Annotated in this window: 11 protein-coding genes; 6 read left to right on the top strand and 5 right to left on the bottom strand. The window is 64.5% G+C overall.

Annotation, left to right across the window (positions count from 1 at the left end; genetic code table 11):
• Positions 1–29: 29 nt before the first annotated feature.
• Positions 30–1,511 (bottom strand): sodium:solute symporter family transporter, encoded by a 1,482-nt coding sequence (locus ACT3HL_RS09090; protein WP_445086513.1) that lies wholly within the window; start codon positions 1,509–1,511, stop codon positions 30–32.
• Positions 1,511–1,807, bottom strand: coding sequence for a hypothetical protein (locus tag ACT3HL_RS09085; RefSeq protein ID WP_445086512.1), 297 nt, complete (start codon positions 1,805–1,807; stop codon positions 1,511–1,513). Before ACT3HL_RS09085 ends, ACT3HL_RS09090 begins: the two co-directional genes overlap by 1 nt.
• Positions 1,808–2,063: 256 nt before the next feature.
• Between ACT3HL_RS09085 and ACT3HL_RS09080 the strand changes: the two genes are divergently transcribed.
• Together ACT3HL_RS09080 and ACT3HL_RS09075 are read left to right on the top strand one after the other, a co-directional pair.
• Entirely contained in the window at positions 2,064–3,770 is a 1,707-nt protein-coding gene (locus tag ACT3HL_RS09080; RefSeq protein WP_445086511.1) for an AMP-binding protein, read from the top strand.
• 386 nt (positions 3,771–4,156) lie between these two features.
• Positions 4,157–4,921 (top strand): IclR family transcriptional regulator domain-containing protein, encoded by a 765-nt coding sequence (locus ACT3HL_RS09075; protein WP_445086510.1) that lies wholly within the window; start codon positions 4,157–4,159, stop codon positions 4,919–4,921.
• 95 nt (positions 4,922–5,016) lie between these two features.
• On the opposite strand, the gene ACT3HL_RS09070 is transcribed toward ACT3HL_RS09075, so the two are convergent.
• Complete coding sequence (locus ACT3HL_RS09070) at positions 5,017–5,832, bottom strand: IclR family transcriptional regulator domain-containing protein (RefSeq protein WP_445086509.1); 816 nt, start codon at positions 5,830–5,832, stop codon at positions 5,017–5,019.
• A 386-nt stretch (positions 5,833–6,218) separates the two neighbouring features.
• Positions 6,219–7,466: an allantoate amidohydrolase gene (locus tag ACT3HL_RS09065; RefSeq protein ID WP_445086508.1), complete on the bottom strand. Its 1,248-nt coding sequence runs from the start codon at positions 7,464–7,466 to the stop codon at positions 6,219–6,221.
• 135 nt (positions 7,467–7,601) lie between these two features.
• Between ACT3HL_RS09065 and ACT3HL_RS09060 the strand changes: the two genes are divergently transcribed.
• The 4 genes from ACT3HL_RS09060 to ACT3HL_RS09045 are packed head-to-tail and all read left to right on the top strand — an operon-like array spanning position 7,602 to position 13,329.
• Positions 7,602–9,269 carry an ABC transporter substrate-binding protein gene (locus tag ACT3HL_RS09060; RefSeq protein ID WP_445086507.1) on the top strand — a complete coding sequence of 556 codons (1,668 nt, stop codon included), beginning with the start codon at positions 7,602–7,604 and terminating at the stop codon, positions 9,267–9,269.
• Positions 9,270–9,281: 12 nt separating this feature from the next.
• Entirely contained in the window at positions 9,282–10,241 is a 960-nt protein-coding gene (locus ACT3HL_RS09055) for an ABC transporter permease subunit (protein ID WP_445086506.1), read from the top strand.
• On the top strand, positions 10,241–11,152 hold the full coding sequence (locus ACT3HL_RS09050) for an ABC transporter permease subunit (protein ID WP_445086505.1): 912 nt from the start codon (positions 10,241–10,243) through the stop codon (positions 11,150–11,152). Before ACT3HL_RS09055 ends, ACT3HL_RS09050 begins: the two co-directional genes overlap by 1 nt.
• On the top strand, positions 11,149–13,329 hold the full coding sequence (locus ACT3HL_RS09045; RefSeq protein WP_445086504.1) for a dipeptide ABC transporter ATP-binding protein: 2,181 nt from the start codon (positions 11,149–11,151) through the stop codon (positions 13,327–13,329). The genes ACT3HL_RS09050 and ACT3HL_RS09045 overlap by 4 nt, the downstream gene beginning before the upstream one ends.
• Before the next feature lie 176 nt (positions 13,330–13,505).
• On the opposite strand, the gene ACT3HL_RS09040 is transcribed toward ACT3HL_RS09045, so the two are convergent.
• Positions 13,506–14,195: a DUF1028 domain-containing protein gene (locus tag ACT3HL_RS09040; RefSeq protein ID WP_445086503.1), complete on the bottom strand. Its 690-nt coding sequence runs from the start codon at positions 14,193–14,195 to the stop codon at positions 13,506–13,508.
• Positions 14,196–14,456: the final 261 nt, after the last annotated feature.

Raw genomic sequence — 14,456 nt, 5'->3', positions numbered from 1 at the left:
GAGTCGGTCGTCGATGGTCGAGTGAGCAGTTACCAGATATTCTCAAAGAGCCGTTCGTACTGTTCGACCTTATCTTTGGGGGGTTTCTCCGTGGCGTAGGCGACGATGACCATCAGGACGATCTGGGTCACCACCAGCGGGACGAACGGCAGGAACCCGAACGTGAGGCTGTTCGGGAGAACTCCGAGCTCGAACGCCCAGATGCCGACGAAGCCCCAGATGAGCCCCGCGTACGCCGCGTACTTGTTCGAGCGCCGCCAGTAGAACGCCGAACAGATCGGGAAGAACATCAGCCCGTAGCCGGAGAACGCGAACGTCGCGGTGTCAACGATGCTGTCTCGCGTCACCATCGCGCCGACGAAGGCGGCGAGGAAGATCGCGACGAGGAACCCGCGCGTGTAGTACACTTCGCGGTATTCGCTGATAGTAAAGAACTCCTTGAGCACGTCCTCGGTGAAGAACGTGCTCAACGTGAGTACTTGCCCGTCGAGGCTGGACATCAGCGCCGCGAGGATCCCCGCGAGCGCGAAACCGACTACCCAGACCGGCAGGAACTCACTGACCAGCGTTGGGAGGACGAAGTCGGGGTTCGCCAGTTCGGGGAACTGTGCCAGTCCCCAGAATCCGAGCAGTACGGCGGGCGTCCAGACAACGATGACGGCAATCGGATACAGGACCGCCGTCTGCTGGAGGTTCTTGACGGATCGAGCCGTCATATATCGCACGAACAGGTGGGGGAACATAAACGCGCCAAAGGCGACGATGAGCCCCTGTGAGAGCCACGGTCGGGGCTGGAACGGTGGGATGCCACCGCGGTTCAAGAGGATCCCGTCGTTGAGCTGAGCAACGGCGGCAGTCGCGCTCTCGAACCCTCCGATTCGAGTGGGTACCCAGAGGAACATCGCGAGCAGGAAGGCAATGAAGACCGCCCCTTGGAAGGCGTTCGTCCAGCCCGTCCCGCGCATTCCGCCCTGATAGACGTAGCCCCCGACGACGACGAGGACGATGGCCGCACCGAGCCAGTACGGCACGATCCCGTTCGTGAGCGACTCGAAGACGATCCCCCCGCCCTGCACGCCAACGAGGATGTAGGGGACGGTCCAAATCGAGAACATCACCATCGCCAAGACCCCGAGGTACGTGGCGTCCCATCGGTGATTGATGATCTGTGCGGGCGTGATGTGACCGAACTCCTTTCCCACCATCCAGATGCGGTAGCCGATCGTCATCAGGAAGACCGGGAACAGGAAGGCAAAGAGCACGACGAAGAAGCCGAACGCGCCCGCACCCGCACCGTATGCCAGTCCGGGCGCGCCGATCATCACTACCGCCGTCATATTCGTCGCGAACAGCGCGGCCAGCAGAATGATCGTACTGAACGATCGATCCGCCATCAGGTAGTCCTCGCGCGACGTCCCGGTCGCGCGTGCAGCGAGGTGACCGACGCCGAGGACGATCAGGAGGTAGACGAGCGTGATGCCGACGATCAGAAGGTTCGATCCCGCCACCATCAGTGCTCACCCCCGTCGGCCGCGGCGGAGTCGGTCGCACCGCCGTCTTCCACTGTCGCTTCGTGCTCCGCCGGCGGTTCGGGGGCCACGAGGTACATCACCGCGAGAATCCCCGTCCCGACCAGCAGATACGCGACGTCGTATGCGATCTGTACCGGAATCCAACCGAAGATCAGTGCCTGTGAGTTCATCAGCCCGAAGAGTTCGCTCTGATGGAGCGCGACCATCGCCAAGACTGCCCCAAGCAACGCGAGGCGGACCGGCCGCTTCGGTGTCCAAAAGCTATCGCCAATCATAGTGTGATATCGATACCCACGTTTGGAATAGGAGTACTTGAATCTATCTATAAAATACGTTACCGATCCGTCGTCGAAACACTGTCGCGTTCTGCTGGCTGGTACTGGTTGGTCTCACTATGTCCCGGTGAGCGCCCACCCCGCTGACGGCGTTCCCCGGTCCGAGACGAGAACGAACAGTACGACACGTCGGTATCCACACCGATCGGGACACTATAGATTTATCAGGCTGCACCAGATACGTGACGCTGTATCAATGACCGCAGGCGAGTCTATCGACACGGCATCGTTAGCCGGTTACGTGCCCTTTGAGGAGGATCGAAAGCGAGCGTACGTTGAGGCGGGCTACTGGAAGGAAACGACGTTCCACGAGGTACTCGATCGCCACGCCGAGGAGGCACCCGACCGACCCGCGCTGGTCGGTCCAGACCGTGAGTACACGTACGCGGAACTGGCGCACAACACGCGACAGATCGCCGCGTATCTGGCGGGGGAACTCGGTCTCCGACCGAACGAGCGCGTGGTTTTCCAGCTCCCGAACTGCACGGAGTTCCTCGAGGCGTTCCTCGCCTGTGCGCGGATCGGCGTCGTCCCGGTAATGGTCCTTCCGCGACACCGGGAGGCCGAGGCGAACCACGTGGTCGAACTGACCGACGCCCGCGCGTACGTGACCGATCACGACCGGTATCCCGGGGGATTCGATTTCGTCGACCTCGCGAGAGACGTCCGGTCCTCGTACGACTCGCTCGAGCACGTGATCGCGGTCACCGACGACGACACGTCGACCGTCGACGGGTGTGTGACGTTCGACACGATGCGCGACGACCAGTGGATCGAGGCCGCCGGCGACACCGTCGAGTCGGTCGATGTCGACCCTGCGGAACCGGGTGTGATGCTTTTGTCGGGGGGAACGACGGGGCTGCCGAAAGCGATCCCCCGGACGCACAACGACTACCTGTTCCAGTGGGAGCGTATGGCTGACGTCGCCGGCGTCGACACCGAATGGGTGGCGTTTCCCAGCGTTCCCATCGGTCACAACGCATCGCTGAACTGTATCGTCGGGGCCGCGCTGTGGCGCGGGGCAACGGTGGCCGTCGAGCCGATCCTCAAACCAGCGGACCTGATGGCGTTCATCGAACGCGTCGGCGGGAGTTACACGTTGCCGATGCCGACGCAGATCCTCGACATACTCGATCACCCGGACGTCGACGAGTACGATCTCTCGTCGCTGGAGGTACTCGTAAGCGGGGGGCAGAAAGTCCCTCCGGCGGTCGTCGAACAGTCTGTCGAACGCTGGGACGTCGGCTTCTGTAACATCTTTGGGATGGCCGAGGGACCGCTGATCTGTTCGCGCCCCGACGACGACCTCGAGATCCAAGCCCACACGGTTGGGCGTCCGATCGCGCCGGAGGCCGACGAGGTCCGTATCGTCGGTCCGGACCGCGAGAACGACCTCGAACCCGGGGAGGCGGGCGAACTCGCGGTCCGCGGTCCCGGCTTTTTCACCGGGTACTTCCGAAACGAGGAGGAGAACGCCGAGAACTTCTCCGAATCGGGCTGGTTTTTCACCGAAGACGTGCTCGCGCGGCGATCCGACGGCAATCTTGAGGTGTATGGCCGGATGAAAGACACCATCATTCGCGGGGGAGAAAACATCTACGCGCCGGGCGTCGAGGACGAACTCATCGAGCACCCGAAGATCTCGAACGTCGCCGTCGTCGGGGTTCCGGACGACCGGCTCGGCGAGCGGCCCGCCGCCGTCGTCGAACTGGCAGACGGCGTCGATTCGCTCTCGATCGAGGAGCTGTCGTCGTTCCTCGACGCTCGGGGAATCGCCGTGTTCAAACGGCCGGAACGGCTGGCAATCCTCCCCTCGCTGCCGCGGACCGAGGTCGGCAAAATCGAAAAGAAGGCGCTCGAGGACAGAATCGTCGAACTGATCGAGGACGCCGACGGGGCGTAATCAGACCACCCGTTCGGCCTGTCGATCGACTTGTGTTGCTGAATCGTCCCGATAGCCACCGGTCTTTCTCGGAAGCCGCCGCGACCACGTCCGAGAGCGGGGCCTCTCTAGAGCGGTCATCCTCCATATGATGCAACTGTACTCGACAGTGAGTCGGTGTGAAACGTCTCCAAAATACACCCCTAATGTGCACATTTATACTTTCAAAATCAACGGTGAAGTAGTCTTTTGGTGAGTTTGTGATTGAATATCAAATTTAAACTCTCATACTATTAATTCCGCGACACGGAACGTACGGGATTCAATCCGGGACAATGATGATCAATTGGATAGGCGTTGCACGAGGCGGAACTCATTTGTCGATAGCTTTCATACCACTCGGCAGCATGCAACAGCCCACCGGTGACACGATCAAATCCGACGAAACGCTCCTCGAGATACTGGAGGCGCTGTACGAACTCGACGTGCCGACGCTGACCTCGATCGCAGACCAGGTCGGCGTCTCGAAGAGTACTGTCCACCGACACTTGGAGACGCTTCGGACCCAGCGCTTCGTTTCTAAGCAGAACGACCAGTACGTCTTGGGGCTGGAATTCCTCCGTTTTGGCGGCGCGGCCCGTGAGCGCTATCCGTTTCACCGACAGTCGAAGTCGATCGTCCAACAGGTGGCCCACCAGACCGGCGAGTTCGTCGGTTTTCTAGTCGAAGAACAGGGCGTCGGGACGTTCATATACTGTGAGATGGGGCCCGAAGGCGTCCCCTCGGACGCGAAGGTCGGTCAGAATCTGCTGTTGAACCAGTCGGCATCGGGGAAGGCGATCCTCGCGCATCTCCCCGAGGACAGGCGGACGGCTATTCTCGACGAGTACGGGCTCCCACCGCGAACGCAGCAGACGCTCACCGAAAGAGAGGCGCTCCTCGAAGACCTCGAAGGCATCCGAGAGCGCGGATACGCATACGCCCACGAGGAGTACACGGACGGGCTCCGGGCCATCGCGGCTCCCGCGTTCGACGCCGAGGACGAGGTGATCGGCAGCCTCGTCGTCGCCGGGCCGATCCATCGAATGCGGGGCGAACGCTTCGAATCGGACCTCCCAGAGCTCGTCACCGGGGCTGTAAAGGAATTCGAGCTCACTGTCTCCTATGCCTGACCGGGTGTCGGATGGCGGGCCGCCGTGGACCGCCCTCGGGGACGTTTGAAATAACGCGTGTACGTCCGTTATGTTTCTCGGGAAACGCGCTCTCGTCAGCTGAACGTCGGGAAATCGTCGTCGGTCTCGTGCATATTGATGTTGACCTCGATGACGTTCGCGGTGTTGACGACCTGTTCGATGATCGCCTCGTGATACTCCGAGCGCTTCATTCGGCGGACCGGCCCCGAGACGCTGATCGATCCGAGAACGCGACCGTGGCGGTTGGTCACGGGCGCGCCGATGGCCTGCAGCCCAGCGATCTCCTCTTCATCGTTGAGCGAGTACCCCCGTTCACGTACCGTCTCCAGCTCCGCGAACAGCGCGTCCCGATCAGTGATCGTCGAGTCGGTCTTCGCCGGGAGGCCGTACTGGTCGACGATCCACTCGACGCGTTCCCGAGGGAGATGCGCGAGGATCGCCTTCCCCGTCGCCGAGAAGTGGAGGTAATCCGCCTGCTGGAGCTTGTTCACTTGGTAGTCGCTGCCGACGGCCTTCTCGCCGCTGACCTTGTAGAGGTTCACGCCCAGTCCGTGCTGCTCGGTCGCGAGGTGAGCGAACTCGCCGGTCTTCTCCGCCAGCTCTTCGAGTTCCGGCTTGCCGATCCGAAAGAGCGCGTTCTGATATCGAACGTACTCGCCGACGAGCAGGAACTGCAGCGACAGGCGGTAGGTGTCGCCCTCTTTGATCACGAACTTCTCCTCGCGCAGCGTGCTGAGGTAGTTGTACGCGACGCTCTTCGAGATTCCCAGCGCGTCCGAGAGCTCCGTCACGCCCGCGCCGTCGAGTTCCTCGAGCGCGCGTATCACGTCGAACGCGCGGGAGACCGTCTTGAGGGTTCGCGGCGAACCGGTCGTCCGATCGTTCGTCATACCGGTAGCTGGCGTGGGGCCCACATAGATGTTTGTATTTCACGAACGCCACCTCGGTGAGCCTCGTGTCACTCGCATCCGAACCGGGCGAGAGCTGCGGTGCTTGGGGAATTGATCGCTCTGCGATCCGTCGCGGCGTCTGATATGTCCGGAAATGACCCGACAGACGTATTGAAACGTGTGTTTCAGTGCCGTTCACATAGAGAGAATCCGTATGCGCAGCGGTTGCTCGACGGACGGTGTGATGGGCGTCGCTGGAGACGGGCAACGCACGATACGTGCTCGGCGAGTGGGAGAAGGACGTCGACGGCGAGGTAACGGCGGGGCGACGGCGAGGTAACGGCGGCGGGGCGACGGCGACGTGGCTGGTCGGTCGAGAGGCGGAACTACTCGGTGGCCAGTTCGGCGAGCGCGCCGGCGAGGACGCGGGTGGCGTCCGCGCAGTCCTCCCAGTCGGTCCACTCGCGCGGGTTGTGCGAGATGCCGTCGCGGGACGGGGCAAAGAGGAGCGCGGCGTCGGTCACGCCCGCGACGTGCATCGTGTCGTGGCCCGCACCGGAGTGTAGATCAAGCGTGTCCAGATCGGCCGCAGCGCCGGCGTCGTGGAGGGCGGCGCGACACCGCTCGCTCATCTCGATCGGGGCGCGGTCCCACGGGTGTTCCAACGTCGCCTCGACGGGACGGTCCGCGGCGATTCTGTCGAGGCTCGACCGCGCCTCGTCGATCACGTGCGAGATCGAGTCGTAATCGACGTCGCGGACGTCGAGCGTGAGTGAGACGGAGCCGGGGATCACGTTGGGCGCGTTCGGCGCCACGTCGAGTTTGCCGACCGTCGCGACGGCCGTCTCGGAGACCGCACACCGCTCGTTCACTGCCTCCTCGACGGCGAGGACGAACTCACTCGCGGCCGCGAGCGCGTCCGACCGCTCTCCCATGAGGGTCGAGCCGGCGTGGTCGGCCTCGCCGACGATGTCGATCTGACAGCGCGAGAGACCGACGATGCTCGTGACCACGCCGGCCGGCGACCCGGCGGTTTCGAGCCGCTCGGACTGTTCGACGTGGAGTTCGATCCACGAGTCCCACTCGGCGGCGTCGGCTCGTCCCTCACCGCGGTACCCGATGTCCGCCAGCGCGTCGCCCAGCGGAACGCCGTCGACATCCTCGATCTCGAGCGCGTCCGCGACGTCGATCTCTCCGGACGCGACCGCGGAGCCGATGAGCCCGCCGTCGAACCGCTGGCCCTCCTCCTCGGTGAAGGAGACGACCTCGATCGGGCGGGTTGGCTCGAGGCCGGCCTCCTGCATCGCGCGCACGCTCTCGAGCCCCGCGTAGACGCCGAGCGGACCGTCGAAGATCCCACCCTCGGGGACGGAGTCGAGGTGGCTTCCCGTCGCGACGGCCGCGGCGTTCGGGTCTGCGGTCTCGGGAATCCAGCGGCCGACGATGTTGCCGACTGTGTCGATCGCGACCGTGAGCCCGGCGTCGCGGAGCCGCTCACAGAGAAACTCCCGCGCCCGCCGATCCGCCTCGCTGCCGGTGAGAACCGTCCGCCCGCGACCCTCGTCGGTGGGGACGGCGCCGAACTCCGCTGTCGACTCGATGTCGCTGCGGAGTCGCTCCTGATTGATGTGCATAGCGCGTACGCCTCGAGTTTGACGTCATCCTATTTTACCTTACCGGCTATGTGCGGCTGATCCTGACGATTTTCGAGACGACGTTCCGCCCACCACCAAAAGTTTTATATAATAACGGTCTCTCTGAGGAGCTATATGCAAGAGAATGGCAAGGGGTCGGACCCGACTACGAGCAGCGGCAGCACGTCGATTCGGGACCGGATCGGTCGTCGGACGTTCCTCGGCGCGGCGGCGACGACGGGTGCGACGGCGCTGGCGGGCTGTACCGGCGGCGACTCCGACGGATCGGGATCGGAAGACTCCAGCGGATCTAGCGGCGGCGACACCGGGACCGACGCCGGCTCGGCCGGAACGGGGCAGCACGGCGGCACGCTTCAGTGGGGTGGCGCCGTCCCGGTGCAGGGGCTCGATCCCCACATCGACACCTCGGCCGCGTCCAAGCGCGTCCTGGAGAACATCTACGAGGAGGTCGTCGCGCTGCAGGACGACTACTCGATCGAACCCCACCTCGCGACGTCCTTCGAGCAGTCCGAAGATAACACGCTCTTGACGTTCGAGCTCCGCGAGGACGTCACGTTCCACAACGGCAAGGAGATGACGTCCGAGGACGTCCTTGCGACCTACGAGCGTGTCCAGAACGGCGACTTCCTCGCGACGGGCTTTTTCGACTTCGTCGAGGAGCTCCGCGCGCCCGACGACTACACCTTCGAGATCAAACTCACCCAGCCGTTCGCCCCCTTCCTCGCGAAGATGGCGACGGCCGAGCTGTCGGTGATGCCCGCCGAGGAGGCCCAGAAGGACATAGTCGAAGAGCCGATCGGCACCGGCCCGTACAAGTTCGAGAGCCGCGAGATCGAGACCTCGTTCACGATGGTCCGCAACGAGGACTACTGGGGCGCCTCCGACGAGGACGGGCCCTTCATCGACACCGTCGTCAAAAGCGAGATACCTGACTCCAGCGTCCGCCTGCAGTCGTTCCTCGCCGGCGAGTACGACTTTATCAACGGCGTCGCACCGAAGGACGTCTCGCGTGTCGAGCAGGCCCCCGACGTCCGCTTCGAGTCGCAGTTCCCCAAGTCGCTGGTCTACCTTGGGATGAACTGCGACGTCGAACCGTTCGACAACAAGGACGCGCGCCTCGCGCTGGATTACGCCATCGATAAGGAAAAAGTCGCGGAGGCCGCGCTCTACGGCACGGGACAGACAACCGCGTCCCCGGCCGCGCCCGAAAGTCCGTGGGTCCACCCCGACCTCGGCCCGCGCGAGCGCGACCTCGAGAAGGTGCAGGAGCACCTCGATGCCGCGGGGATGTCCGATGGGTTCTCGGCGACGTTCAAGATCCCGCAGTCGTACCCGACGCAGGTGCAGGCCGCGGAAGTCATCGCCGACGACGCCGCCGACGCGGGGATCGACCTCGACATCCAGCAGATCACGTGGAACACGTGGCTCTCGGACGTCTACACCGATCGCAACTTCCAGGCGACGACGAGTTCCTACCTCGCGCTGTGGTACCCAGACGTGTCGTTCTACAAGTTCCTGCACCCCGACGGCGCGTTCTTCTTCACGAACTGGACCAACGACGAGTACAACTCGCTCGTCGAGGAGGCCCGCACGATCTACGACGACGACGCGCGTGCCGACCTGTACCACCAGGCGACGGAGATCCTCCACGAGGAGCGCGCCGGCCACATGTTCCTGTGGTGGCAGCCCAGCCTGTACGGCGCGGCCACCCAGTACAAGGGCGACATCGGCGCGCCGGACGGCTCGACGCTTCAGTTCGCCGATAACTACCTCGATCGGTAATCGACCGAGACGATGTCGATGTACAACTACGTGCTGCGGCGCGTCGGGTTTATGGCGGTGACGCTGTTCTTAGTGACGCTTATCACGTTCGCCGTCACCAACGTCCTCCCCGGCGACGTCGCGCTCCTCATCTTGGGCCCGAACGCCACGGAGCAGTCGCTCGAGGCGTTACAGACGCAACTGGGGCTCAACCGACCGCTGTACATCCAGTACATCGACTGGGTGATCGGACTCCTGCAGGGGAACATGGGCGAGTCGCTCCGGTTCGGTGATCCCGTCGCGACGCTCATCGCCCAGCGACTGCCGCGGTCGCTGCTTCTGGCCGTCAGCGCGACGATCGTCGCCGTCGTGCTCTCGATTCCGCTCGGCGTCTACGCGGCGGTCAACCAGAACGAGGCGCCCGACGTGACCGCGTCGATGTTCGCCTTCGTCGGCATCTCGATGCCGATATTCCTCTGGGGGCTGGTGTTCATCCTGATATTCGCGGTCTGGTTCGGGCTCTTCCCGACCGGCGGGTACACCTCCCCGACCGAGGACCTCGTGGGGTCGCTACAGCGGCTCGTCCTGCCCGCCGGCGCGATGGGTTTCGCGCTGACGGCCTACATCATGCGGATGACCCGCTCGTCGATGATCGAGGTCCTCAGCGCGGAGTACATCAACCTCGCGCGTGCGAAGGGGATGAGCCAGCGCGTCGTCGTCCTCCGACACGCGCTCAGAAACGCGATCATCCCGGTCATCACCGTCATCGCGTTCCAGTTCAGCTACGCCTTCGGCGGCGTCGTCGTGCTCGAAGAGGTGTTCTTCTGGCCGGGGATCGGCCGACTGACGCTGACGGCGATCCAGAGCCGCGACATCCCGCTGATTCAGGGCTGCATCATCGTGGTCGCACTGATATACATGATATCGAACTTCGCCGCGGACCTGCTGTACGCTTACTTCGATCCGCGGATCCGATACGGCGGTGAGGAGTGATGGCCGCAGAGCAACCGAGCGCCGAGGAGACGCGGCGTGGGAGGTTCGCCCTCTCCGAGTCGCAGAAGGAGCGCGTCCTCGCGTTCGCCCGGAAGTTCCGGCGAAACACGAAGGCGATGATCGGGCTGACGATCGTACTCTCGCTCGTCCTCGTCGCGGTGTTCGCGCCCTTCATCGCGCCGTACGACTACGACTCGACGAGCGTCGAAGACCGGACCGCCGCGCCGTCGCTCGAGCACCCGTTCGGCACCGACGACCTCGGCCGCGACATCTTCAGCCGCGTCGTGCTCGGCAGTCGGATCTCGCTGTACGTCGGATTCGGCGCCATCTCCGGCGCGCTCGCGGTCGGCGCGGTGATCGGGGTCGTCGCGGGCTACGCCGGCGGGCTGACCGACGAGGTGCTGATGCGGGTGATGGACGCCGCGATGGCGTTCCCGCCGGTGTTACTGGCGCTGACGCTCCTAGTCGTGCTGGGGCCGGAGCTTCGGAACGTCGTCATCGCGCTGGCGTTCGTCTACACGCCGTACATCGCCCGCGTCTCGCGGAGCGCGGCGCTGGCCGAGCGCAACGAGGCCTACGTCGAGTCGGCGGTCGCCCGCGGCGAGAGCGACACGCGGATCATCTTCAGCGAGGTGTTCCCGAACTGTATGGCGCCCATCCTCGTCCAGGGATCGCTCAACGTTTCGTTCGCCATCCTGGCGGAGGCGAGCCTGTCGTTCCTCGGGCTGGGGGCGCAGCCGCCGCGGCCGTCGTGGGGGCTGATGATCGACACCGGGCGCGGATTCATGGAGACGGCCCCGTGGATGCTGCTGTTCCCGGCGCTCGCGGTCGGTATCGCCGTCGTCGGATTCAACATGCTCGGTGACGGCCTCCGCGACGTCCTCGATCCGAAAGTGGAGGCGATAGAATGAGCGCACACCGCACCGAAAACGCCGACAGCCCCGACAGCGTCGAGGGAGCGGACGCAGAGGCACCCCTCCTCGACGTGCGCGGGCTGCGGACCGAGTTCCGCACCGAGACCGGCTCCGTCGTCGCCTCGAACGACGTGTCGTTCTCCGTGGACCGCGGCGAGACGATGGGCCTCGTCGGCGAGTCGGGGGCGGGAAAGTCCGTCACCGCGCGCTCGATTATGCGCCTCATCGACTCGCCCGGCGAGATCACGGGCGGGGAGGTCGTCTTCGACGGCGAGGACCTGCTCTCGAAGACCGAACGGGAGATGCGCGACATCCGCGGCAACCGCATCGCGATGATCCCGCAGGACCCGATGTCGTCGCTGAACCCGGTGATGACCGTCGGCGAGCAGATCGCAGAGACGATCCGCCGCCATCAGGGCGTCTCCAAGCGGGACGCGCGTCGACTCGCGATCGAGTCGATGGACGACGTCGGCATCCCGGACGCCGAGGACCGCATCGACGACTACCCGCACGAGTTCTCCGGCGGGATGCGCCAGCGCGTCCTCGTCGCCATCGGCTTCTCCTGTGAGCCGGACCTCATCATCGCCGACGAGCCGACGACCGCCCTCGACGTGACGACGCAGGCGAAGATCCTCGACCTGCTCAACGAGATGCAGGAGCGCGAGAACACCGCGGTGCTGATGATCACGCACAACCTCGGCGTCGTCGCGCAGACGTGCGACCACGTCGGCGTGATGTACGCCGGGAACCTCGTGGAGACGGCCGAGCTCGAGGGTCTCTTCGAGCGCCCGCGACACCCCTACACGCGGGCGCTCATCGACTCGATCCCCGAGGTCGACACCGAGTACGACCAGCTCCCGACGCTCGACGGCGCGATGCCCGATCTCACGGAGCTGCCCGCCGGCTGTAACTTCGCGCCCCGGTGTCCCCACGCGACCGACGCGTGCCAGTCCGGCGGCGACCCGTCGCTCGCGGCGGTCGGCGGCGGCTCCTCCCGCGCGGCGTGCATCCACGCCGACGACCTCGACCTCTCGGAGAGTGGCGCCGAGGAAACGGGCGGCGGCAGGGCCGCGATCGACCGCTCCGGCGACCCGCTCTTCGAGGTGCGGAACCTGAAGAAGTACTTCAGCGCCGGCGACGGGATCCTCGGGAACGTCCGCCTCTTGCGGTCGGGCGGGGGGCTCCCGACGCTCGAACGGCGGCACGTCAAGGCCGTCGACGACGTCAGCTTCGATATCTACCCGGGCGAGACCGTCGGCCTCGTCGGCGAGTCCGGGTGCGGGAAATCCACCGTCGCGCGGACCGCCCTGCGCCTGCTCGAACCCACCGACGGCGAGGTGTACTTCGAGGGCCAGCCGATCCAAGACCTCGGCTCCCGCGAGGTCAGGAGCCTCCGCCGCGAGATGCAGATCATCTTCCAAGACCCGCACAGTTCGCTCAACCCGCGGAAGCCCGTCGGCCGAATCATCGGCCGGGCGATGGAGCGCCACGACATCGCGACCGGCGAGGAGAAGCGCGAACGGGTCCGCGACCTGCTCGAACGCGTCGGGCTCTCGCGGGACGCCGCGAGCAAGTACCCCCACGAGTTCTCCGGCGGCCAGCAACAGCGGGTCGCGATCGCGCACGCGCTGGCGGTCGAGCCGAAGCTCATCGTCTGCGACGAGCCGGTGTCGGCCCTCGACGTGAGCGTGCAGGCGCAGATACTCAACCTCCTCAACGAGATCCAAGCGGAGACGAACATCTCGTATCTGTTCATCTCTCACAACATCGGCGTGGTCCGGCACATCTGCGACCGCGTCGCCGTGATGTACCTCGGCAAGATCGCGGAGTTCGGCGACATCGACGACGTGTTCTCCGCGCCGTTTCACCCCTACACCGAGAGTCTGCTCTCGGCGGTCCCGCACGCGAACCCGAACCGTGAGACCGAGCGTATCTTCCTCGAGGGGAGCGTTCCCAGCCCGATCGATCCGCCGTCTGGATGCCCGTTCCAGACCCGCTGTCCGAAGAAGATCGGCGATGTCTGCGAACAGGAGCTCCCGGCGCTCGAGCCCGTCTCCGAGGACGATCACCGCATCGCCTGTCACCTCTCTGTCGAGGAGATGAGCGAGCGCGAGTCGTTCATCGGCTCCGAGAACGCCACGCAGGTCGAGACGACACCGGCCGAGTCCGACTGAAGCTCGCCGGGTTCCGCTTTTCGGCGTTCGTATTTCGCGCGCCTTGGCCTCCGATCCGTTTCCGGCCGTGATCTGACTGTCGTGGCTACCGGCGATGACGGTCTCTGTGCGAGTATTGCGACTGTCGAAGCCGAGACGGGGCCGGTCTGCCGTCACCGGCCCCGCAATAATCGCGATCAGTACTTCACACCGAAGTCGAGAAGCTCCGCCGGGTAGTCGTCGAAGAGCGCGTCCGTCTCGGACCGAACGCGGTCTCTCGCCTCGCGGGCCTCTTCGAGGAGGTCTCGCAGGTCCGCGACCGGCGTCTCCGACAGATCGACGCGGAGGTTGTGATAGAACGCCGGCTCGGGCGCGTGGACGAGCAGCGCGGCGCTCATCTCTCCGCGGTCGTCGCCGCCGGCCGCTTCACCGGCCTCCAGCGCCGATACGAGCCGTTCGGGCATATCCCCGGCTGTGGTCTCGTACGCGTCGGCCGCGGCGTCGACGACGTCGGAGCCGGAGAGGATGTTCCCCGCGACCGTGTAGTCGTCGCCGATGCGGTGACCAGCCCACTCGCTACACTGCTCGCCCGTGAAGGCGAACTCGCTGTCCGCGCTGACGCCGTGGACCTGCCGGTAGGCGGCGTGATCGTCGGCCGCCAACAGCGCCTCGAACGCCTCGTCGATCCGTTCTCCAGCGTCGACGCGCGCGACGGCGTCGCGTCCGTGTTCGGTTCGCGTGAACGCCTGCGTGAGCGCCGCGGCGTTCTCGCTCACGTACGGGCACGTCGCCCCGACAGCGACGATTCCGGTCGTCACTGCGGCACCGAACATATTCGTCTCGAGGTCCCGTGCGGCTATCGAGAACGTCCCGGGTGCGTGTCGCATTAGGTATCGATTGTTCGGCGTGAGTATATATGTGCCCGCCTATCGACCTGCGCGTCGAACGAAGCCTTGGATAGCTTCGAATCCGACCCGTGGTGAGCATTGCTGTGATTAGTATCTCCTCAAACAACAGTTCAGTTTCATATAATTCAAAATTATATAAATAAGATTAAAATATGTTTTGCCGGGCACTGTCTAGTTAGCGTAGATTGAGGAACGAGCAGGTCGTTGAGTATCTTATCCAGAGATGCTCGCAGACCTGCT

Source organism: Halobellus sp. GM3, from assembly GCF_052545375.1.
The sequence above is the reverse complement of the archived record's forward strand: the minus strand, read 5'-3'. Positions and strand labels throughout refer to the sequence as shown.

Coding starts and splice junctions, on each gene's coding strand:
- ACT3HL_RS09090 (WP_445086513.1), bottom strand. CDS start 1,511: ATGGTGGCGGGATCGAACCTTCTGATCGTCGGCATCACGCTCGTCTAC.
- ACT3HL_RS09085 (WP_445086512.1), bottom strand. CDS start 1,807: ATGATTGGCGATAGCTTTTGGACACCGAAGCGGCCGGTCCGCCTCGCG.
- ACT3HL_RS09080 (WP_445086511.1), top strand. CDS start 2,064: ATGACCGCAGGCGAGTCTATCGACACGGCATCGTTAGCCGGTTACGTG.
- ACT3HL_RS09075 (WP_445086510.1), top strand. CDS start 4,157: ATGCAACAGCCCACCGGTGACACGATCAAATCCGACGAAACGCTCCTC.
- ACT3HL_RS09070 (WP_445086509.1), bottom strand. CDS start 5,832: ATGACGAACGATCGGACGACCGGTTCGCCGCGAACCCTCAAGACGGTC.
- ACT3HL_RS09065 (WP_445086508.1), bottom strand. CDS start 7,466: ATGCACATCAATCAGGAGCGACTCCGCAGCGACATCGAGTCGACAGCG.
- ACT3HL_RS09060 (WP_445086507.1), top strand. CDS start 7,602: ATGCAAGAGAATGGCAAGGGGTCGGACCCGACTACGAGCAGCGGCAGC.
- ACT3HL_RS09055 (WP_445086506.1), top strand. CDS start 9,282: ATGTCGATGTACAACTACGTGCTGCGGCGCGTCGGGTTTATGGCGGTG.
- ACT3HL_RS09050 (WP_445086505.1), top strand. CDS start 10,241: ATGGCCGCAGAGCAACCGAGCGCCGAGGAGACGCGGCGTGGGAGGTTC.
- ACT3HL_RS09045 (WP_445086504.1), top strand. CDS start 11,149: ATGAGCGCACACCGCACCGAAAACGCCGACAGCCCCGACAGCGTCGAG.
- ACT3HL_RS09040 (WP_445086503.1), bottom strand. CDS start 14,195: ATGCGACACGCACCCGGGACGTTCTCGATAGCCGCACGGGACCTCGAG.